This window comes from Acidiluteibacter sp. (genome assembly GCF_055129545.1).
In genome coordinates this window covers 28,634-52,395 of sequence record NZ_JBSRUB010000033.1, presented here as the reverse complement: position 1 = coordinate 52,395, position 23,762 = coordinate 28,634, and the positions used below count along the sequence as shown (strand labels likewise).

The window sequence follows — 23,762 nt, the reverse complement described above, 5'->3', positions numbered from 1 at the left end:
TGGATTAATTTTCAGATAAATATTCGTGTACAAATTTTATAGCCATGGAACCTTCTCCTACTGCAGATGCAACACGATTCATAGCACCTGATCTAACATCGCCTGCTGCAAATATACCTGGTAAGCAGGTTTCTAATAAATAGGGCTCTCGCTCAAGTTTCCAAACATTTTTAAAGTTGGCGTATTTAGTCAACGCATTTCCAGTTTCTAGAAATCCACGCTCATCTTTCAAGATGTCTAATTTCAACCAATCTGTAATCGGCTTAGCCCCAATAAATATAAATAAGGCTGCTGCAGCTACTGTTCTGTTTTTTTCAGATTTTATATCAAACAGCTCTATTTCTTTCAGTTTTTGATCTCCACTAACAGCAACCACTTCTGTTGATCCCAACACTTTAATATTTGGGGTTTTGTTAATTTGATCAATTAAATAAGAAGACATACTTGAGGATAAGTCAGGTTTCCGAACGGTGATGAATACATTTTTGGCAAACTTTGATAAATACATCGCTGCCTGACCAGCACTATTCCCTCCTCCAACAAGGTAAACATCTTCATCTTCACAGGCATTCGCTTCGGTAGTTGCCGCACCATAGTAAATTCCTGCACCAGTAAAATCATCAATACCTTTTGCAGGATGTTTTCTATAATCGACACCTGTAGTAATGATGATACTTTTTGTATTGATAAGTGATCCATCTAATAGTTCAACAATCTTATATCCATCTTTTGTTGAAATACCAGACACCTCTTGAGGGGAAAGAAATTCAATTCCAAATTTAGTTGCTTGCGTAATGGCTCTTCGAGATAAATCTGCCCCACTTAATCCATTCGGAAAACCCAAGTAATTCTCAATCCTTGAACTTGTTCCTGCCTGGCCTCCAGGTGCTCTCTTTTCAATCAATAATGTATTTAATCCCTCAGACCCACCATAAACAGCACTTGCCAGTCCGGCAGGTCCTGCACCTATAATGGTTACATCATACATGGTTTTTTTGGCAATAGAACTCATTCCAGTTTTGTTGCCTATTTCTACCAATGATGGACTCTTTAAAAAACTCCCATCTTCAAAGAAAACAACCGGCAAATCGGCAAGTTCAAGGTTATTAAGTTGAAACAATTCTTTCCCCTCTTTTGCCCGTTCAAAATCTAACCATAGATATGGAATTAAATTTCCTGATAGAAAATCTTTTATTTCATGTGACTTTGGAGACCATTGGAACCCAATAATTTTTATGCCATCAAAAGTTGGTTTATAGGTGCTTTGCCATTCTTCCAGTTGATCTTGTATTACCGGAAACAATTTTTCTTCAGGTGGATCCCAAGGTTTCATTAAATAATAATCCAACTGCACATCATTTATGGCTTTAATCGCAGCATCCGTATCAGAATAAGCAGTCAGTAATACTCGCTTTGCGAATGGATAAACAGCTTTTGCTTTTTCTAAAAATTCGACACCTAACATCTCGGGCATTCGTTGATCTGATAAAAAAAGTGCAACTACTTCTCCTTTATTTTTTAAAGCAGTTAAAGACTCTAACGCTTCCGTTGCGGATTGGGTGGCTAAAATTCGATATTCAGCTCTAAACTTCGACTTAATGTCTCTTTCTACAGCCTTTATAACTGCAGGATCATCATCAACTAAAAATATAATGGGTTTCTTCATTGCCTTTCTATTAAAACTAAATATTCATTGGAAAACAGACCTTAAATTCTGTTTTCCCTGGTTCACTATTAAAGGTAACCGAACCATGGTGTTGATTTTTTATTATTCGAAATACGACCTCCATACCAAGTCCAGTTCCTTTTCCAATTTCTTTGGTTGTAAAAAAGGGGTCAAATATCTTTGATTGAATTTCTGCAGGAATTCCACTTCCCGAATCTGCTATAATAACATTTATAAATTCTTTCTCTTGATAGGTTTTTATCGTTAATTCGCGTTCTTCAGAATCCTCAAGCGCATCAATCGCATTATCAATTAAGTTTGTCCAAACTTGATTCATTTCACTTGCTAAAATACTCGGTTTTGGCAAATTGCTATCAAAATCACGGATAACCTTAATTTTCGCTTTATTGATTTTATGGTTTAGCATGTTCAATGTATTCTCCAAGCCTATATGAATATCTGTAGGAGTTTTTTCAGGAGTTTGATCCATGTGGGTATAACTCTTTACAGAAGAAACCAACTTGTTAATCCGCTGAGAGGCTTCTTCAATTTCTTTTACCAACCTTTCCGTTGTTAAGTTTTGATTCATCCAATTGATTATAGCAGGAAGGTCAGTATTTGATACATTTTCCTTTACATTGTCTAAATCGTTTAATTCAAAACCAAATTCAACTAGGTTCTCAGCTAATTCATCCCCATTTTCTATTTGATGCAATTCCATCCAATCAATGATTTCATCTTCTTTTTCAGAACGTTCCATCATCGATAGACTTTTTACCCCGCTTTCTATTTTATCAAAAAGCAAGCTATTTACTATATTCACTTGTTCATCCGTCATCCGGATTTTAATGACTGTTTTAAAGTTCTCGGGGAGTAATTTCAGGTGACTACTTAATGTTTGAGCACTTCTAACAATAGCTGCAGAGGGGTTGTTAAGCTCGTGTGCAAGACCTGCAGATAGTTTACCTAGAGCCATCATTTTTTCATTAAGCTGTTCATTTTTGGTTGACTCTCTAATTCTTGTACTCATGGAGTGCACTAAAGCAGTGGTAAGTCCTTCTTGAGAATTAATCATTTCTCGAAATTTTGACTTCGGCAATGCCAATAACTTTGTAAACTTGGTTACTTGGCCCACCCCTTTGGCAATACTTGCTCTTGAGTAGGGCAATAAGCCTGAAATGGTCTTTTCGTGAAACTCACCTATAATTCTATATTGATTTCCTTGCTGTGCTTTTAAAACTACCGTTCCTTCTAAAAAAATCAATAATCTATCTATTGGATCTCCATATTTAAATATTTCTTCTCCTGGTTCAAAAGTAAGAACCTCTCCATTTTTGATGAGCCACTCTAACTCTAATTCAGGGACATCATCAAATTCAGGAATCGTTTTAAGAAAATTCAGCATGGTTGCGGTTAAAAATAGATTAGTATCTAATTAAACTGATAAGTACTCTGCTAATTTAAAAACTTTTTGATGAATGTAGATTCTTTTCTTGTTATGTGATTATTACTTTTTAAGACGATATCACTTTTAAAATTCGACCTTCAACTGCCTAAAAATTTAGCCTTTCTTTGAATTAATACTTTAGAATTAGCAAACTTTTTGGTAAAAGCAATTGCGGTATAATACTCCATAAAACTATATCAAAAGCATTAGATATTAACCATTAAGATGAATTTATTTGCAATATAACCAACTACTTAAAATCAGTTTTTATGATATTTCGTTCAATCTGTAAGCGGATTTTGTTAAAAATAAAAATATTACAAAGCCGTTGCGGAGTTTTGTTCATTAGTAAATTGAAAGTGTTAATTTTAGTGTCTCACAACACCCTATTTAGAGCCATTTCAAGACAAATAAGAAAAGACCAAATTGAACATTAGAAAAAAACAGAAACAGCTATTAACTAATATTTGAGAACTATTTTCAAAAACTGAGAAATAATAGTATTCAAAAAATTTAAATGAAATCACCAACCTTGAAAAGAATTGAAGTAAAAAAAGGACAAATTTTACAACGAAAAGGAGATGTAAACACTCCTATTTATCATGTTGAAATTGGTTTATTACGCAGTTACACAATTGATGCTAAAGGGAAAGAACACATATATCAGTTCGCTCCAGAAAATTGGATAATTGCTGATGCTATCCCCCAGAATAAACCCTGTGATTTGTATATTGATTGTTTGGAGGATTCAGTGGTTATCCAAACCGAAAAAGATTACAATGCGTTGTTGAATGACCCGCATAAATTAGCCAAACGATTCGAAGTTTTTCAAAAACGCATCATCATGTTAATGAGTTCTTCAGCTATAGAACGGTACGAGCATTTTGTCCTAACCTATCCTGAAATTGTACAACGAGTTCCTCAGAAAATGATAGCTTCTTACCTCGGGATAACACCAGAGGCACTTTCAACAGTTCGAAGAAAACGACTCAATAAATAGACTCTTTCTCATTTCTTAATCTACATTAATGCAATGGAAAAATGCCTGCCATACATTTGTGCAATAATCAAACAAAAAAGATGGCAACATTTCACGAAGACCAAATTGGCAAAGCACAAAAAATATCAGGATACACTTTATCCGTTTTATTTAGTATAAATATCTTAATGGCAGGCATTCTAAAGGTAATGCAAGAAGCCAGCATTGTAGAACGGATGAATAACGTTCCCAATTGGGGAGATAAATTAGTTTTCATAGGTTTACTAGAATTAGCACTACTTGTACTTTATTGGATTCCCAAAACACAAAAGATAGGTTTCTATTTACTCTGTGCATTTGTTGGAGGAATAATAGTAGCAGAAGTAGCCGCTGGAACACATGTAGAACAAGGTGCTCCTCCTGCTCCACTTGTTGGTCTTGTAACTGCTTTCTTTCTATATGCAGGCACTCTATTAAGAAAACCTTCCTTATTAAAATCTTAAACAATGAAAAATTTAAACTCATTACTTAAAATTTCCTCTGTATTATGGATCATTTGGGGACTAGTACACACGCTTGCAGGCATATTGACCATGAAAGGAGTTTTGGTGGGCGATGTTTCTTCCTCTATTATAGGAATTGCAGATGCAATTGAACCTTCGACTTTGAAAATGGATTATCCAAAAGCGACTGCTGCTATTATTGGACAGCACGGTTTCAACCTATTCTGGATTGGAATTGTAACTTTTGTTTCAGCTATTTTTATTTGGAAAGGAAATACAAAAGCTATTTTTCTAGCAGCAATTACAGGAGGTTTAGCAGATATCGGTTATTTCCTATTTTTAGATTTAGGTGGTTATGTAAATTTTGTTCCTGGAACGATTATGACCATTGTTTCATCTCTTGCAATTATAACCAGTTTTTATTATTACTTCAAAAACAAAAAAATAGTTTAGCGGAATAGAATTAGGCAAAACAATAAGCGCAATAAGCAAAAACGGTTGGAGTACATCCTCGAACCATTTTTATTTAACCCTAAACCTTAATTATTACTGCAAAAAGACTGAACAAAAAATGGTCATATAATACCTCAACTATTTTTTATCGAAAAAAAGGGGAATTGTAATATACAATCCCCCTCATTAAATAATTTATAAGACTCTTATTTCACTACAAATGGTTTTGATCCAATCGGCTCACCATTTAAAATATAGGTCATAATATAAGTTCCTACTGCAAGCTTGGTTCCTTTCAATAACTCGAACTCATAATTGGTATCCATTCCGTCTAGAATTATTAATCTAGTTTTTATTAACTCTCCATTCATTGTTCTAATCTGCAATTCCAATCGACCACTTTCAGCTGAAATTAAACTAAAGAACAATTGATCTCCATTTGTTGGATTTGGATACAAATTCGATTCAGTAACAATATTGGAGCTTTGAAATTGAACAACTCTTAGGTCTGAATAGGAATAATCACCATTGTAATCGGTCTGTTTCAATCTATAGTATGAAACACCTGAAAACGGTGTTGGATCAATTAAATCATACCTCAACTTCTCCAAAGAATTTCCAGCTCCTTTGACCATTCCCACCCGTTCAAAGAATTCACCATCTTTTGATTTTTCTATGGTAAAGTAATCATTGTTGATTTCTGAAAGCGTTACCCATTTCAATAACACACTTTTTACTTCCTTCTGAGCATCGAAGCTTAATAAAGCAATTGGCAATGTGGTCGCATTGTCTGTGTCTCGCCAATCTGGTTCTAAATCTGCATCCTTATTCGGCAAAGATGAAGGCTGCCCGAAGTTATCTGAATCATACAAGTCTATCAGTCCATCATTGTCTAAATCGTGATAAAATGGACTATCCGGATCTAAAAAATTAGGTTGACCATCTAAATCAGTATCTTCCAACCAATCTGGAATATCATCAGCATCGCTGTCAAGTGAATTATTATAGAATACAGCATTACCTCCTGCCCCTGCAAATGCAGTAGCTCTTGCTAAAAGATCGTTTAAGGCATCACCATCTGTTGCCAGACCAGCCTTATCATCATCAAATCCTTCAATCCAATCCGGTTGCCCATCACCATCCGTATCTTCATCAATATAATCTGGGTTTCCATTGCTTTCATGATTACTCAAGGTGATAGCTATTCCTCCATTGTCAGAATCATAGCGGTTGTCCCAACCATCAGCATCGGTATCTGAACCCAATGGAGCTAAAAATGCAACTGTCGTTTGACTTTCTACATTGTCCGTGATCCCATCATTATCGGAATCGATGTCTAAGTAATTAGACAATCCATCACCATCAAAATTTGCTATAGGCAAAGCTGTTCCTGATTCATCTATATCAAATGTATTTACAAATCCATCATTATCTGTATCAGTTGAGCTATCTGCTCGACCATCATTGTTGGAATCTACTCCACCGGCTTCAATGATATCAGCAATTCCATCATTATCTGCATCTAAATCCACTCTATTTTTGATGCCGTCACCATCTTGATCATTATCGGCTAAAACAGTTCCCCCATTATTTGGATCAAAAGTATTTGCCCAACCATCATTATCGGTATCTGTATTGTCATCCACCCGACCATCATTATTGGTATCAGCACCTCCAGCTTCAATAATGTCAGGAATACCATCATTGTCAGAATCTAAATCCAAATAATTTTGAATGCCATCATTATCTGTATCACAGAAATTTGCGTTAGAAAGCACTGAGAATGGAACAGCGCGTTTGGAAATACTGGCAGATTGATAAGAAACTGTTAAGTTAGCACCTCCACCATTCTCAAAGAATACAACAACAATTGTGTGTATTCCAGGAGTTAAAACTACAGTGCCTGAGCGTTCTCTACCGCCATGAAGGTCATCGTTATCTACGATTAGATTTCCATTAATATAAAGCCCTGATCCATCATCTGAATTCGTAAAAAAAGTATAGGTTTCTGAAGTAGAGATAGAAATAAACCCATGATATCGAATCGAGTAAATATCAGCATCTCCGGGATCTACTGCATTTTGTAACGTATTTACATTGAAAGTAGATATCGTTCCAGTTGACAATGCACCTGTAGTAGGAATATTGGCAAATTTAAATCCGGAGGGAACTGCATCGTAAAATTCATAATTCAAACTTCCTGTTCCTACACCAAAACAAGAGGCGTCTTCATCCACATCTAATATTCCGTCATTATCATCGTCAATATCTATAAGGTCAGAAATTCCATCGCTGTCTGTATCTAAAAACTCTCTCCAATCTCGCTCAGGTGTGTTGGTTTGATCCAAGTTTGGAAAACTACTGGAAGTTTGTCCATTGTTCGTCACATTTGTAGAAGCATTCTTTCCATTAACACCGTCAAAGTTATCATCTAATCCATCCAAATCAGCGTCCAATCCTGAAGCAGAAGTATTAGATACCCCATCATTATCGGTATCATACCCTTCTAGCAAATCAGTATATCCGTCATTATCGCTATCTGTATCGATGTAATCTGGAGTATCTGTACCATCTGTATTTACAGGAATTAACAATGAACTACCTAAATCACTATCAAAAGCATCATCAATACCATCAAAATCGGCATCTGAACCAATTGGAAGTTTTGGCGAAGCACTCGAAATTTGTGCTTCTATTACATCCACAATCCCATCGTTATCAGAATCAATGTCTACTCTATTATTAATACCATCGGTATCTGAATCTAGGTCGGCTAAGGCAGTTCCGCCATTATCGGAATCAAACGTATTGGCCCAACCATCGTTATCAGTATCTGCAAATGCGTCTACACGGCCATTATTATCTAAATCTACACCACCTGATTCAATAATATCAGCAATTCCATCATTGTCGGAATCCAAATCCAATGTATTTATAATTCCATCGTTATCGGTATCGCAACCAGTGCTAGCTACAGCTAAAACTGTAAATGGAATATCTCGCTTACTAATGCTTCCACTAGAATAAGCCACACTTAAATTATCATCACCATTATTTTCAAAAAATAATACTGTAATTGGATACGATCCAGGAGTCAATGCTATTGTTCCATTTTGTTCAGCTGAAGCGTGATTCCCATCGTTATTGACCACTTGAGTAGCACCAATATAGAGTTTAGAACCGTCATCAGAAGTCGTATAAAAAGTATATGTTTCTGTTGTAGCTATTGTAATGTATCCAGTAAATCGAATCCCATATGTATCACTATCTCCGGGATCGGCTGCTACTTGGAGTGCATCCACATCAAAATTTGCAGTTGTCCCAGTGGCTAAAGCTCCTGTTGTAGGAATATTATCAACCGTTTGCCCAGTTGGAGTGCCATCATAAAACTCAAAGTTTAAAAATCCTCGACAACTCAATTCCTCAGTAACATCCAGCACTCCATCATTGTCATCATCAATATCTACGTCATCAGAGATGCCATCGTTATCGCTATCAGTAATGCATGTGTTTACATTATAAGTAATTGAGTTAATTAAAAAGTCAGTAGAGCTTGGTGGATTATCCTTGCTGATTCTGAGATAACGAGTGGTAGCGTTGGCAGTAACTACTGAATTGATGAAAGTTGTACTATTAGTTGTCGGAGGTGAAGGATGTAAAATCCAATTCACTCCATCAAAAGATTCTTCCAAAATCATTGAAGCAGTTCCTGACTCTCCTCCTCGTTCTGCCCAAGATATGGTGTAGTTGGAACCTGATGGTATAATATCAGTTAAATCCAATACAAAAACATCCCCATTCTCAAACAATTCTGCACCGTTGGCATCTGCAACTCCCAATGCTTGAGTTGGATTATTCACCCCAGAATTTGAAACGACCAAATCGGCATTACCAGCAGTAGGACTAGCTGAAGGAGTTAGTCCAAAGCCACAACCACTGGAATTGTCTTCCAAGTAATCAGGAGTTCCGTTGGGCTCGCTATCAGGAATTTCTGAAAGTGTAGGAATTCCATCAGCATCGTCATCATTGTCTCTAAAGTCATCTTCTCCATCTCCATCAAAATCTTGATGCGCAACAATAGAACGACATACAATAGCATCTGTATTGATTATTAAAACAGGATCAACTTCTGCTGTTCTTCTATTTCCATTTGGTCCAGTAATTAAAATCACTAGGTTATTTCCATTTACCCAACCTCCTTGATTGACTATTTCTTGAATGATTGAAGAGATGTTAACTGTTCGCTGAGCACTTGCTACTTCTCCAATTGTATTCCAATCGGCAGGACTCCATGATTCGCTACTAATGGTAGGTGTTCTGCTCGAAACATTGTTTACTGTTGTGGTAAATGATGCTGCATTAGTCGCCAATTGACCACGAATAGTGATGGTTATTGCACCTGTTTCTACCTCATCAGTTTCGAATTGAATAAAAGCAGAATTAATGGTTTCTCCTTGATCCACAGGAACGCCAGAGAAAAATAACCCAACCGTTTGATTGGTTCCACCATCGTTACAAAATTCTAGATCGCTGCTAGATAAATCTATTGATCCATTTGTGTTATCTTCCTCTGCAAAATCAGCAGCACCTATCTCAATTGACTGTGCACAGTCTGCATCAAAAGTATCGTCCAATCCATTCTCATTTAAATCCGCTCCCGTGATAGCAGCATCCGCCACACCATCGCTATTGGCATCATTTCCTTCAATGAAATCAGAAACTCCGTCATTGTCAGAATCGGTGTCCATATAATCCGGTGTGCCATCTCCGTCTCTATCGTAAGGTGCAATTGGAGACTCAAAGGTGGAAACATCCCAAAAATCAACAATTCCATCTTGATCGGAATCAATCACTAATGTGGGAAACTTATAATTTACAGTCGAATAACCTTCTCGAGTATCATCTATTCCATCTGCATCTGAATCGATGTCAATATAATTTGATCGCAATGGCAACCCATTGGTGGTTTCATAACCATTGTCAGTATTAGGAATTGGCAAAGGAGATGACTCTAAATTATCATAATACCCATTATTATCTGAATCTAACAATGCATCTACTTGTCCATCTCCATCTATGTCTAAACCACCGGCTTCAATAATATCTAAAATCCCATCGTTATCCGAATCTAAATCCAATATGTCTTTTAGTCCGTCTTTGTCCGAATCAGGATCTGCAGCGAGCATTACTCCACTACCTGAAAAAGTTTCTCTTGAGTCAACAATTCCATTGCCATCAGCATCTGTTCCAGCTACATTTCCTTCAGAAGAAGAATAACCGCTTGGAATCACTCCCGAATTTACTTCAATCGCATCTGGAATTCCATCATCATCTGAATCTCGATCTCTATAATCTGCGATTCCATCATTGTCAAAATCACCTATGCCTTCTATATTGTCTCTTATTCCATCGTTATCTGAATCTAAATCACAGCTATCTCTAACGCCATCTAAATCAGAATCTCTACCAGTTTCGAAAAAATTAGGAATTCCATCACCATCACAATCAGGTCCTGAAGCTATCCCAAAATTGTTGTTATTGTCTACCTCTGAAAAGTTAACCGCATCTGTAAAAGAAATGGTTTCTACATTATCGGTCGTTAAAGCAAATCCGAAAGGATAAGAAGAGTAAACAGTGGAAGTCAATAAATTTCCGGTGGCAGCGAAATAAAATTCATAATCTCCATTTACGTCTGTCAGGGTTGACTGAATCCTTGTATCCTCAGGATCTACTTGTCCATTCGCATTGTTATCAATGTATAAATACACCCTTACGTTGGCAACTCCAACTTCTCCTCCATCTTTAATTCCATCGTAATCAGTATCATTATAAACCGTACCACTCGCAGCATTGGCATCTGCGACTAAACTTGCTAATGCTTCTACATCTCCACCTGTTAAAGGCACAAAGTCAGTCATGACTCCTGTTGAGATATTTATCTTGCTCAATCGACTATCGTCTCCTTCCGAAGCCCATAATTGTCCATCATTAGAGAAGGCAAGGCCTTCAATGTCATCCTGCGATAAGGTAGAAGCAACACTAAAAGTCCCGGTAAATTTATTAATGGCCAACAATTCATCATTATTTCCATTGAAATTAGATGAAGCATACATTCTTCCAGTTACAGGAGAAACAGCAATATCGTCCACATCAACATCAGCCCCATTACCTGCTATTACAATATAATCGATTCCTGGACCAAATGCATTTCTTACAAATTGTCCAGTTAATGGATTGATTTGAAAAATTAAATCTGAAGTTGCTCCTGATTTTCGTTCAGAAGCCCATAATTTGAAGGTACGTCCATCTAGCATTAATCCATCAACATCATCTAATGTTTGAGGTCCCGCCGCTCCATTTGCAAATCCACCACCATCCACCTCAGCAATAAAAGTAAAAGCACCAGTCGCTATGTTTATTGACCCAAAATCCCCAGCATTCGTGGCAAATAATTGATTTCCTCCTGGAGCAGGATAATAGGCGATTGCTTCAATATCAGAAACACCGGTAGCACCAATTAAAGTGACCACACCTGTTACTCTATTCACTGAATAAAAATTGTTATCTGAATCGGCGACGTAGTAAAAGACATCAGGGTCGCCTGCCTTAAGTATGAATGTAGAAAATGTTAAGGCTAATAGTATAAAAAGATGTTTCATGCAATTGTGTTTGACTTCTTAAAGATAAGAGGCCGAAGAGTTAAAAGTGGATCAAAGTTACAATATATACGTAGGTGTATTGGAGGAGGTTCTAAAAAATACGTAGAATTTAATACAATATGTATTTAAATGTATAATAACTCAAAAGTTTAAACAAAAAAAAAGGGAGAGTTGTTTTTACAATTCTCCCTTTTTTTATCTAACCAGTTAGGGTTCTATTTTACTACGAATCGTTTGGTTCCAATGATTTTATCATTCATTAAAAAAGTGACCATATATGTTCCAACAGCTAACTTGGTTCCTTTTAATAACTCGAACTCATAATTAGTATCCATTCTGTCTAGGATAATTAATCGAGTTTTTAATAACTCACCATTCATTGTTCTAATCTGCAATTCCAATCGACCACTTTCAACTGAAATTAAATTAAAGAACAGTTGTTTTCCGCTTGTTGGGTTTGGATAAAGGTTATATCTTCTCAAGATTGATGATCTGCCAAATTCTACTGCTTCTAATTCTGAATAAGTATACGCACCATTGTAATCGGTTTGTTTAAGTCGATAATATGAAGTACCTGAATACGGAGCTAAATCTAATAATTTATAACTTAAATTCTTTAACGAGTTACCTGCTCCTTTTACATTTCCCACTTCGACATAATTTACGCCATCTTTGGTTTTCTCAATCGTATAATAATCGTTGTTAATTTCGGCAATCGTTTCCCATTCTAGTAAAACATAATCACTTTTTAAAGTTGCCGTAAAATGATTTAGTTCAATAGGCAAAAGCAAGTCATAGTTTTGATAAATATCCACCCTCCCATTTTTAGTGCTGTCTTTCAAGTAATTAGTTGAACCGATTGCTAAAGTATTCGAATCTGGCATCATTATTTGCTTCCCCAAACCAGCTGCAAAACCTCCCAAATAAGACGTGTTAATAGCATTCATTTCTAACCAATTATTATTTTTCCATTTGTAAATTTTTACGATGGCAGGGTTTCCACCCACATCACGATTAGAAATTGCTATGGTGTTTGAGTCAGGCATTGAAATTTTATTTCCTACATGTTCTCCAATACCACTCCCAATCATTGATGTGCCTTTTAAAACCCAAGAATTTCCAGTCCATCGAAATATTTGAACTCTTCCTATTTGAGCTCGATATGGTGATTGGTTATTGAAATACGGACTACCTACAGCAAGTGTATTTGAGTCAGGCATACTCAATTGTCTACCTAAGGACTCATTAAATTGGTTCCCATCAATGCTAGCCCCCTTTTGTACCCAAGAATTCCCATTATACTTATATACTTTTACTTGACCCAATCTATTTGAAGAGCCGTTGTAATCAGGAGCGCTGATTGTTAACGTATTGGAATCAGGCATATCGACTTGGTAACCAAAATCTTCATATTGCTTTTCACCAACAAGGGTTTGTCCTTTTTGAACCCAAGAATTCGAAATCCAATGATAGACCTTAACATGTCCAAAACTATTTGAACCACCATAAGCTCCAATTGCAAGAGTATTAGAGTCTGGCATGCTGATCGAATTTCCAGATACTTCGTCAACCTGCGTTCCAAAAATGTCAGCACCTTTCTGAGTCCAAACCCCACCTTTCCATTGAAAAACTTGCACATATCCACTCCATTCCAAATTTGAACTATTCAAGTACAAGTCATTATAAGGTGCTGAAACTGCAAAAGTATTTGCATCTGGCATATCCAACACACCAAAACTAGCAAATTCTCCAGGCTCAACGACCGTATTTCCTTTTTTAATCCAATTGTAACCATTCCAAGAATAAACCTCTACAAACCCTTTTGAATCAGGACTATTGTATCCCGCTGAACTAATTGCTAACGTTTTTTGATTCGGCATTGCAATGTAGTATCCAATGTTTGAATTATCTTTTCCTATTATTGGTGGACCTGCAGGTGACCAAGATTGCCCGAGTATCAGGTTCGAAAGTGTGAAAAGTAGGATGAAAAAACTTATCGATAGAAACTCAATTTGGAATTTATTTTGAACATTCATAATTCGTTAATTTTTAGGGGTTCTTTGACTTGTTTTTGGATTCTCAATGAATTATTTTGAAGTTTTATGTTCAGATTATTAGTAGCCAGAGCTTTAGAAAGCAATTTATTGACAAAACTCGTTTGAACAGGTTGTAGTTGTAAGAGAGGCTTTCGAATAATAAGGGTTTTAAAAGGTTCTTCCGAAATTCATTCATTCTAAAACTAAAAAATGCCAAAAGTTTAAATGTAATATCAGGTTGATTTGGCTGAATTGAAAGCTTGGAGATTGAGACTATACGCAGGATTGAGGTTTTCATTTGAAAATTGTTTATTTGAAGATTGTTTTACATTGAGTTGCATATGTCTTTTTTTCTATCAAAAACGGAACAATTGGTCTCTCAAAACTGTCCAGACAAAACTGTCCAGAATTAAACTCGTAAATAAAATTAAGGGCGGGACTTAAAATGAGTGAAACCCTGCGAGGTTGAAATTAATTTAACTCTCAATAAAAGCCTCCAAAGGTTTTACTTAAACTCAAGTATTCTTACAAAAATGATTTTCATTACTACAATTACTGAATTAGCAAAGCTCTAATCATCTCAAATATAGATTTGTAAAATACTTATGGTAAAGGTGCAAAGGCTCTCTCAAAATTTAGCAATGAGTCTGTAGGAAATTCCAAAAAAAACAATATTCAACCTTTTTATTTAAGAAATTACATCACAAATCTCATGAGACCACAGGAGATAATAAATTTTACCAAACCCTCCTAATCATGCCCTTTAAATAAGGATTGACATATCATGGTTATAACTTATTCATCATAACACATTAAACCCTTGAGGGTTTAAATTGAAAATATTGAATTATAACGAACACAATAAATCGACCATTAAAGGGGAATACTTAGTTTTGAAAAAATTGTATACTTGATAACTATGAGTTTAAATCCGAAGTGTATTGTTTTTATAGTCCTTAGCTTATTGACTGCTGTTTCAGGCTTTGCTCAGGCTGATTCCCTTTTCAAAATTTGGCAAAACAAACAGCTAGATGCACAACAACGGTTTGAAGCTCTTCATGCCTATTACCTTCCATTAATAAAAACCAAACCGGATTCAGTAGTCTATTATTCAACGCTTGTTATCGATTACTCCACTAGCTATGAACTACCTAATCTAGCAAAAAAGGCCTTATTAATGCGCGGTATTGCTTATGGGTATTTGGAGAATTTAGACAGCTCAAAAGCAAGTTTAGATCGGGCCTTAATCTACTATACCGAAGCACAAGACACTTTTCGAATCGCTCAAATTTTTGCAAACCTAGGTGCGCAATATCATAAGTTCAATAAGTTTGTTGTAGCACTAGATTATTACACCAAAGCCTTAGAACTTTATGAATTATCCAATGATACCACTAATGTTGGTTTCGTATATTTTAACTTAGGTGGGATGCTCACATGGGTCAATGATTACTCAGGAGCGAAAGAATTTTACACCAAGGCACTTCATTATTTTACAGCCACCAAAAATGAGCGATTTATAGCATCTTGTCAGAACAATATCGGTGAACTATTACGTCTAAAGGGTAAAGATGCAATAGCAATTGAGTACATCAAAAAGGCCCTAAAGTACTTTCATAAAACAAATGATTCCATTTTTATATCGAAGGCTTATTTAAACTTAGCTACTTCTTATTTTTATTTAGATAGCCTCCATGAAAAAAGAAATGCTTTAGCCAAAAAGTATACCTTCAAATCAATCGCCATTGTAAACCACCTTCATATCAATCAAGAAACTGATCTTGCAAGCGCCTATGCTCTCTTGGGAAAATGTTATCTGGAAACGAATTTAGATAGCGCAATCTTCTGGGCTGAAAAATCATTTCAACTTCTTTCTAAAAAACCCAATAAAAAGCTACTACTCAATGACCCTGCTTCTGTACTTTATAGCTCTTACAAGGCTAAAAATGAGTATCAAAAATCCTTGGAAATGCTAGAGATTGTCAATGAATGTTCTGACAGCCTCTACAACGATAATCAGCGAAAATTACTCATGAGGGAATTGCTTAATTACGAATTCAAAAAAATGAGATTGGTTGAAGAATCCAAGTTTGAGTACGAACGGATTGAGCAAAAGAATAAGAGTCGGATAATACTGTACACCATTGTGTTATTTTGCTTGATTCTTTTGGTCATCATCTACTTTACAAACCGGATTCGTAGAATTAATATTTTAAATGAAAAAAATGAATTAATTCGACAAGTAGAAATTTTAAAGAAAAAACAAAACCAACTGATTCAAGAAAAAAATTTTATTGGCGATTCAAATCATTTGGATTGGGATAAAATAAATTTGGTAGTTGAAAAAAAGCTGAATGATTCAGATAGAAAAATTATGGAAGTGCTATTGGAGTCACCTGATTTTTCAAATAAAGAAATTGGTCAAAAAGTATTTTTAAGTTCCGATGGAGTAAACTCCTCATTAAAGAAAATGTTTCGGTTATTTTTAATTGAAGGACGAAATAAACGAATCACCTTACTTATGACCTTATTGAAGATTTCAAATACATAACTGCCTATTTTATTTATTTTCGATACTATTTTAAGCTTAATACATTTATTATATCTCCAAATTATAATTATTTGGTAAAATGAAGTCCTTCTTTTTATTAAAATAATCCTAAGAAGTTACTAATAAACCTTTTTTACCATTTTAGTTGGGTTCCCGATTAGAAGCAAAACAAACTTTCAAATCAAGACTCAACTTTTAAATTAAATAACTTTCGAACTCTAGGTAAGAAGAATCATAAAGTTTAGATAAATAAAAAGGAGCGCTGATTAATCAGTGCTCCTTTTTATTTAAATCTTGATAGGCGACATTCTAATTCTATTGTTTCACGACAAATCGTTTAGTTCCGATATTTTTTTTATTCAGTGAATAAGTAACCATATAAGTTCCAACAGCCAATTGAGTTCCTTTTAACAATTCGAACTCATAATTGGTATCCATCCCGTCTAAAATAATTAATCTAGTTTTTATTAACTCACCATTCATTGTATGGATTTGTAATTCCAATCGGCCACTTTCTTCTGATTGCAGATTAAAAAATAATTGATCACCATTTGTTGGGTTGGGGTAAAGATTTGATTTCTCTACAATAGACGAAGCTCCAAACTCAACAGCTCTCAATTCTGAATACGTAAATTCTCCATTGAAATCTGTTTGTTTTAATCGGTAATAAGAAACACCATTATAAGGAGCAAAGTCCATTAAATCATAACTCAATTTTTCTAAAGAGTTACCTGCACCTCTTACGGTTCCTATCAACTCAAAAGACACACCATCTTTTGATTTTTCAATGGTAAAGAAATCGTTATTGACTTCTGATTCTGTCACCCAAGTCAACATTACATTCGTGAATTGCTTCTCAGCTTCGAAGCTTAATAAAGTAATCGGTAAAGTAATGGAGTTATCTGTATCTCTAAAATCATACTCAGCATCTCCGTCTCCATCGGGAAGTAAACTAGGCGTGCCACCATTATCAGGATCTACGAAATCACTTAATCCGTCATTGTCAGTATCATGAAAATAAATACTTGCAGGATCAGCGAAATTTGGAATACCATTCGTATTATCATCTTCCAAGAAATTTGGAATGCCATCTAAATCAGTATCTAATGCACTCACATAATACAAAGGATTCCCAAGTCCCAATTCAAATGCATCGGCTCTGTTTATAAAATCATCTAAAGCATCTTCCGAGTTATTGTCATCGAACCCTTCCATCCAATCTACTAATCCATCACCATCTGTATCTCCATCAATATAATCAGGATCTCCTGCCCCATCATTATTAGATAAAACAATTGGCGTTCCATTGGTTCCATTGGTTACATCACCATCGTATTCATCATCCCAACCATCGCCATCTATATCCACATTTATAGGTGATCGAAAGCCTAAGGTGGTTTGACCTTCAATATTATCCAATATCCCATCCGTATCAGAATCTAGGTCTAAATAATTCTCTAATCCATCGCCATCAGTATCTGTTACAGGTAGCGCTGTTCCACCATCTGCTATATCAAAATCTTGCGACCAACCATCAACGTTTATACCATCAATAAAGACACCGTCCACAGAACCGTCGCCATCAGTATCAACACCACCCGCCTCTATAATATCTGCTATTCCATCGTCATCTGAATCTAAATCAAAATGGTTTGGAACACCATCTCCATCTATATCAAAAACATCAGGAATCCCATTTCCATCAACATCGGTATAATTAGTTGTTGAACCATCGCCGCCATTTCCCCCATCAGAAACATCTAAATAGTTTAATATCCCATCTCCATCTTCATCTCCTGCGGGATTATTGCCAAATAAGCCTTCGTTTACATCAAGAATTCCATCATTATCATCATCTACATCAAACTCATCCGCTACTCCATCTGAATCTGCATCCTGTATTTCTCTCCAGTCTCTTTCTGAGGTATTTCCATTATCTAAGTTTGGAAAACTACTTGAAGACTGTCCATTATTCGTTACGTTCGTTGTATTGTTTGGTCCAACGACATCATCAAAATTATCATCGAGTCCATCACCATCGGTATCTGTGCCAGCCGGATTGGTATCTGCTATTCCGTCATTATCGATATCCCATGCTTCTATTAAGTCGCTTTGACCATCATTGTCTGAATTGGTATCGGTATAGTCTGGATTATCTGTTCCATCAGTATTTGTTGGCACAGTTAAACTTCCTGCTAAATCAAGATCGAAATTATTATCAATTCCGTCACCATCGCTATCTATTCCACTTGGAATAATTAAAGTTCCTGATACTTGTGATTCGATAATATCAATAATACCATCATTATCAGCATCTATATCTACTCGATTTTTAAGCCCATCAGCATCGGTATCCAAATCTGCTAAAGGAGTACCACCATTAATTGGATCAAAGGTATTTGCCCATCCATCGTTATTTGAATCAGTTTCGTCATCAACAATACCATTGCCATCAGCATCGACACCGCCCGCTTCTATTATATCAGCTATTCCATCTCCATCACTATCTAGATCGTATTGATTAGGTATGCCATCATTATCTGAATCACAAATAATAATAATTGCCCCTTCATCAAAGTTGATAGGATTACTCAAAGTCACCACATAGGAGTAAGTTCCAGGAGTCAGCGTTACAGAGTTTGAGGTGTAAGACCAATTTACATTATCACTAGTAGTCAAAGTTCCTGTAGTTGAAATTATACTACCCCCGATACCTGTACCAGATCGGATACTGATATCTCCAGTTCCTGTTGCTCCATCTCGTGCAGAGAAAAATCCTTCATAAAACAAGATTTGCGTGGTTGTTACAACAAATGTCTGATAAATGCTACCCGTGCCATTTACATCAAAATAATTACCGGCACCACCTTTAGCATCAAACTCAGGACCACCTATACCATAAGTGGTTCCTCCTGCTCCGTCCACTTTTATGACGTTTGTTCCACCAGAAGTTAATATCCATGGTGAAATATCAACACCTAGATTATTTACACCAGTACTTAATCCCCCAATTCCATCAAACCCTCCTTCAAAAATAATGCTTGCATCACATTCTTCCGAATCAGGAATTCCATCGTTGTCATCGTCAATGTCATTTTCGTCGGTAATACCATCATTATCGTTATCAAAATCTTCTCTCCAATCCAATTCTGGAGTTCCTGTTCTATCTAAATTGGGGAAAATACCTGAAGATTGACCACCGTTTGTGATGTTGGTCGTGTTGTTAGGTCCTACTATATTGTCAAAATTATCATCTATTCCATCCCCGTCTGCATCTGCTCCGGCAGGATTCGTATTGGCATTCCCATCATTATCTGTATCCCAGCCTTCTTCTGAATCAGGATCTCCATCGTTATCAGAATCTGTATCTGAATAATCGGGATTATCGGTTACGTCAGTATTTTGTGGTGCTGTTAAACTATTTCCCTCATTGGTATCAAAATTATCATCTATTCCGTCACCATCAGCATCCATTCCAGATGGAGAAATAAGTATTCCAGTTGGTTGAGACTCTATAATATCGATTATACCATCTCCATCAGCATCTAAATCTATTCTATCTTCTAATCCATCACCATCGGTATCAGCATCTACAAGTGGTGTCCCCCCACTTCCGTTTTGATTATCAAATACATTTGACCAACCATCAGAATTATTACCATCGTTAAATGCTCCATCTACAATACCATTTCCGTCGGTATCAATACCTCCGGCTTCTACAATATCAGCGATTCCATCACCATCTGAATCTAGATCATAGGAATCTCTAACACCATCATTGTCTGTATCTTTACTATTGCAAACATTTATGGTAACAAATCCAGCTGCCCCAGCACTATTTACTAATCCTCCTGCTCCAGTTGCTCCAGCCGTTATACTTCCACTAATGTAACTAGCACTTCCAGTGTTCAAATAAGAACCGCCACCACCAGCACCACCACTGCCACCTGCTGCACCACCACCAGAGTATCCGCCCCCGCCGCCAGAATATGCTCCAGAAGCACCACCACCACCGCCAGTAAAACCACCACCACCAGCAGAGTAACTACCTCCTCCACTTGAAGCGCCACCTGCAACAAATGTTACTCCATTTGAAGGAACTAAGTCTGCGGCTGCTCCACCACCGGCATTAGAACTTGCTCCATTTGAATTTATTCCTCCACCTGCTCCAGCATTACTTGATCCAACAGTACCTCCATTTCCTCCTGCTCCACCTGAACCGGGAGTTGTGCCTGTTCCATTGAATCCTGAAGTTGTTGCACTCGCGCCTAATCCAACTCCACCTCCTGAATTATCGCCACCGGCTCCACCACCTGCAACCATCATCAAGGTATTGTTTATAAAAAGACCTGTACTTCCTGCACCACCGGCAGAACCACCACTGGCAGCTCCACTTCCTGCGCCAACTACATATCGAATTATATCTCCATTTAATACACTAAAAGTTGCATTAATAGTGGCACCACTACCACCACGAGTCGCAGCGCCTCCGCCATCACCACCGTTAATCGAAACGGTAATAATTCCATCTGCTACTGCTGTATATGAACCAATTCCACTAGAAGTAGCATTTACTGCTGCTGAACATTCACTTTCGTCAACATCTAAGATCCCATCATTATCGTCATCAATGTCGTCTGCATTTAATATTCCATCCCCATCGTTGTCATTCGTATTGTTTATCGATCGCCAATCTAACTCTCCACCTGGTGTATCTAAATCAGGAAATGAGGCTGAAGTTTTTCCATTGTCTGTTGCGTTTGTAGCATAATTTTGTAACAGCGACATGTTGTAACTATCAAAGTTGTTATCTAACCCATCATTATCAGTATCAACACCAGAAGGTAAAGTATTCGCTGTTCCGTTATTATTGGTATCCCAACCTTCCACTTGATCAGTATCTACATCATTATCAGAGTTGGAATCGATATAATCGGGATTATCTACGGCATCAGTATTTACAGGATCGGTCAATCGATTTGAGCCACTAAAGTCGGCGTCAAAATTATTATCTATCCCGTCCTCATCAGCATCTGAACCGCTAGGTGTAATTAATGCACCGGAAGCTTGAGATTCAATTAGATCAGGGATACCATCATTATCAGCATCAATATCTAAATGGTTTTGTTTCCCATCAGCATCTTGGTCAACATCAGGCAAAGCAGCTCCACCATCAGCGACATCAAATACATCAGACCAACCATCGACTGTAGTTCCATCATCAAATACTCCATCAACTATTCCATCTCCATCAGTATCAACACCTCCTGCTTCGACAATATCCGCTATTCCATCTCCATCACTGTCTAGATCCATGTGGTTAGGAAGTCCATCAAAATCTACATCATAAACATCGGGAATTCCATCACCATTTGAATCGGTGTAATTGGTAATACTTCCGTCTCCACCGTTTCCATTATCTGTGGCATCAGACCAGTTTTGGATTCCATCACCATCTTCATCCCCACTAGGATTATTAGAACCTCGACCTTCATTGATATCCAATATTCCGTCATTATCATCATCTATGTCTGCATAATTCTGAATTCCATCGCCATCAAAATCATTATCCTCTCGCCAATCTCTTTCAATGGTTCCCACCTCATCTAAATTGGGAAAGAAGGAGGAAGTCTGACCATTATTCGTAATGTTAGTTGTTGAATTCCATCCATTTTGATCATCAAATCCACTTAAATTAGCTAACCCATCCAAACCATCACCATCTGGATCAGTATTTTGAGGGAGTGTATTCGCAATACCATCGTTATTGGTATCCCAACCTTCTATTAAATCCAAATCGCCATCATTATCTGAATCAGGATCCTTAAAGTCAGGAATTCCATCACCATCTGTATCTATAACCGAAACAGGAAAGCTTTCATAATTATCATCAATCCCATTGGTATTCAGATCCACTCCAGATGGAATAATTGGGCTCGCTGTAGAGCCTTGTCTTTCAATATTGTCAACAATACCATCATTATCTGCATCAATATCTAAGTAATCATCTACTCCGTCCCCATCGGAATCAGTTGATCCACAATCACCAACATATGTTAAATCCCAAATGGTTATCCATTGATTTCCTGGAGCGGCTGGAGAATTTGATCCATTCCCATAGAAGATAATCATACTATCTATAGGCTCAGAAAATTGGACGTCAACATTGGCTGTTGCTAAATTATCAGCAGTACTTACGTCACCTTCAGCTCTGTTAGTCGTAATAGTGTTATTTGCACTTCCTGTCATTACAGGAAATACTACGAAACCATTATAAAAACCAATTATAGTAACTGAATCTACGTATTGTCCTCCTAATTGATCTACATCAAAAAGAGTATAGGATAAATCATCAATGGCTTGATCCCACTTAAAACTAATATCAATACTATTTACTTGCAGGTTCTGATTTCCATTCAGAAATAATCCAACAGTTCCTCCCGCATTTCCCCCCGTAATATTGGAATTCGTTTCACCTGTAACAATTGAGGCTCCATTTGAAGCAATTGCAACCGTCATGTTTGTTCCGTCAGGCAGTGCATAGGTATTTGAAGGATCTCCGTTTGTATACGGCATATTGTCCCATTCTGCAACTACTGGAGTTGATGGAGCACATTTTTCAATTACATCTGGAATTCCATCATTATCATCATCTTCATCTTTTGTATCTGAAATTCCATCTTGATCTGTATCTGGAGTTAAACAAATATCAATATCTCCAATTGCAAACTCTGTGTTTGTCGCATTTCCACAAGTGGCACATCTTCTTAAAACGATAGTTATTGTTGAAATATCAGAAATACTTTTGAAGGCTATTCCCACTTGATCATTTGTTCCTGCATTACTTGATGCATTGCCATCAACCACTCCCGGACCTTCCAACTCCCATGAAGGAGAGCCGTTATTGGTCAATTCAGGAACTAATGCATATCCGGTAGAAGTTAAACCATACACTTCCAATTGCTGACCAGCACCGCCGCCAACTAATCTTCTAACATTATATAAATCAAAAGCAATATTTCCTGCCAAAGCAGGTGTGAAGGTCATTGTTACTGTTATTTTTTGTGTGGATGTTAACCCAGAGGAAGAAATATGAAGAGCTTCTGCTCCGCCACTTAAAGTAGTATTTAAAGATGGGGTTAATTTTCCACCTTCGCTTGCTAACGTTCCTGTTGCTCCTGTAACACTAAATGCAATTGAATTTCCTGTTCCTTGAATGTTACTTGCTGTAAAGGATGTAGTTCCATTTGCACCCCAATTAAATTGTGTTCCTGAAGGTGTTAAATCCCAATCCAATGAAAAATTGGTACTTATTGAAGGGCAAGTAGTATTGTGAAGTATTTGTGAATAACCATTAATGGCACTAATTATTACTAGTAAACATAAAGCTGTTATAGATTTGAAAAAAGTAATGTTTCTTTTCATAGAATAAAAGTTAAAACAAATAACTTAGATGCTTGATTTACAA

Annotated in this window: 9 protein-coding genes; 4 read left to right on the top strand and 5 right to left on the bottom strand. The window is 36.7% G+C overall.

Features of this window, described 5'->3' with window-relative positions; translation table 11 throughout:
- Positions 1-4: 4 nt before the first annotated feature.
- Together ACTB0X_RS15895 and ACTB0X_RS15890 are read right to left on the bottom strand one after the other, a co-directional pair.
- Positions 5-1,666: an FAD-dependent oxidoreductase gene (locus tag ACTB0X_RS15895; RefSeq protein ID WP_463026020.1), complete on the bottom strand. Its 1,662-nt coding sequence runs from the start codon at positions 1,664-1,666 to the stop codon at positions 5-7.
- Positions 1,667-1,682: 16 nt separating this feature from the next.
- Positions 1,683-3,071: an ATP-binding protein gene (locus ACTB0X_RS15890; protein ID WP_463026019.1), complete on the bottom strand. Its 1,389-nt coding sequence runs from the start codon at positions 3,069-3,071 to the stop codon at positions 1,683-1,685.
- Positions 3,072-3,630: 559 nt separating this feature from the next.
- Between ACTB0X_RS15890 and ACTB0X_RS15885 the strand changes: the two genes are divergently transcribed.
- From ACTB0X_RS15885 to ACTB0X_RS15875, 3 genes are all read left to right on the top strand, one after another.
- On the top strand, positions 3,631-4,113 hold the full coding sequence (locus ACTB0X_RS15885; protein WP_463026018.1) for a Crp/Fnr family transcriptional regulator: 483 nt from the start codon (positions 3,631-3,633) through the stop codon (positions 4,111-4,113).
- A gap of 80 nt (positions 4,114-4,193) precedes the next feature.
- The gene (locus ACTB0X_RS15880) at positions 4,194-4,595 is read left to right on the top strand and encodes a DoxX family protein (protein ID WP_463026017.1); all 402 of its coding nucleotides are present in this window, start codon (positions 4,194-4,196) and stop codon (positions 4,593-4,595) included.
- A 3-nt stretch (positions 4,596-4,598) separates the two neighbouring features.
- Positions 4,599-5,048, top strand: coding sequence for a hypothetical protein (locus tag ACTB0X_RS15875; protein ID WP_463026016.1), 450 nt, complete (start codon positions 4,599-4,601; stop codon positions 5,046-5,048).
- Positions 5,049-5,254: 206 nt separating this feature from the next.
- On the opposite strand, the gene ACTB0X_RS15870 is transcribed toward ACTB0X_RS15875, so the two are convergent.
- Both ACTB0X_RS15870 and ACTB0X_RS15865 read right to left on the bottom strand, forming a co-directional pair.
- A complete protein-coding gene (locus tag ACTB0X_RS15870) occupies positions 5,255-11,707 on the bottom strand; it encodes a PA14 domain-containing protein (protein WP_463026015.1) in 6,453 nt (2,150 codons plus the stop codon).
- Positions 11,708-11,922: 215 nt separating this feature from the next.
- Positions 11,923-13,743 (bottom strand): T9SS type A sorting domain-containing protein, encoded by a 1,821-nt coding sequence (locus ACTB0X_RS15865; protein ID WP_463026014.1) that lies wholly within the window; start codon positions 13,741-13,743, stop codon positions 11,923-11,925.
- A gap of 919 nt (positions 13,744-14,662) precedes the next feature.
- Between ACTB0X_RS15865 and ACTB0X_RS15860 the strand changes: the two genes are divergently transcribed.
- A complete protein-coding gene (locus ACTB0X_RS15860; protein ID WP_463026013.1) occupies positions 14,663-16,294 on the top strand; it encodes a winged helix-turn-helix transcriptional regulator in 1,632 nt (543 codons plus the stop codon).
- A gap of 315 nt (positions 16,295-16,609) precedes the next feature.
- Here ACTB0X_RS15860 and ACTB0X_RS15855 read toward each other — a convergent pair whose 3' ends face one another.
- Positions 16,610-23,719: a T9SS type A sorting domain-containing protein gene (locus ACTB0X_RS15855; protein WP_463026012.1), complete on the bottom strand. Its 7,110-nt coding sequence runs from the start codon at positions 23,717-23,719 to the stop codon at positions 16,610-16,612.
- Between the last annotated feature and the right edge of the window lie 43 nt (positions 23,720-23,762).

Excerpts from the sequence above, each read along its gene's own strand:
- ACTB0X_RS15865 (WP_463026014.1), bottom strand. The coding sequence starts at position 13,743 with ATGAATGTTCAAAATAAATTCCAAATTGAGTTTCTATCGATAAGTTTT.
- ACTB0X_RS15855 (WP_463026012.1), bottom strand. The coding sequence starts at position 23,719 with ATGAAAAGAAACATTACTTTTTTCAAATCTATAACAGCTTTATGTTTA.
- ACTB0X_RS15885 (WP_463026018.1), top strand. The coding sequence starts at position 3,631 with ATGAAATCACCAACCTTGAAAAGAATTGAAGTAAAAAAAGGACAAATT.
- ACTB0X_RS15870 (WP_463026015.1), bottom strand. The coding sequence starts at position 11,707 with ATGAAACATCTTTTTATACTATTAGCCTTAACATTTTCTACATTCATA.
- ACTB0X_RS15875 (WP_463026016.1), top strand. The coding sequence starts at position 4,599 with ATGAAAAATTTAAACTCATTACTTAAAATTTCCTCTGTATTATGGATC.
- ACTB0X_RS15895 (WP_463026020.1), bottom strand. The coding sequence starts at position 1,666 with ATGAAGAAACCCATTATATTTTTAGTTGATGATGATCCTGCAGTTATA.
- ACTB0X_RS15890 (WP_463026019.1), bottom strand. The coding sequence starts at position 3,071 with ATGCTGAATTTTCTTAAAACGATTCCTGAATTTGATGATGTCCCTGAA.
- ACTB0X_RS15880 (WP_463026017.1), top strand. The coding sequence starts at position 4,194 with ATGGCAACATTTCACGAAGACCAAATTGGCAAAGCACAAAAAATATCA.
- ACTB0X_RS15860 (WP_463026013.1), top strand. The coding sequence starts at position 14,663 with ATGAGTTTAAATCCGAAGTGTATTGTTTTTATAGTCCTTAGCTTATTG.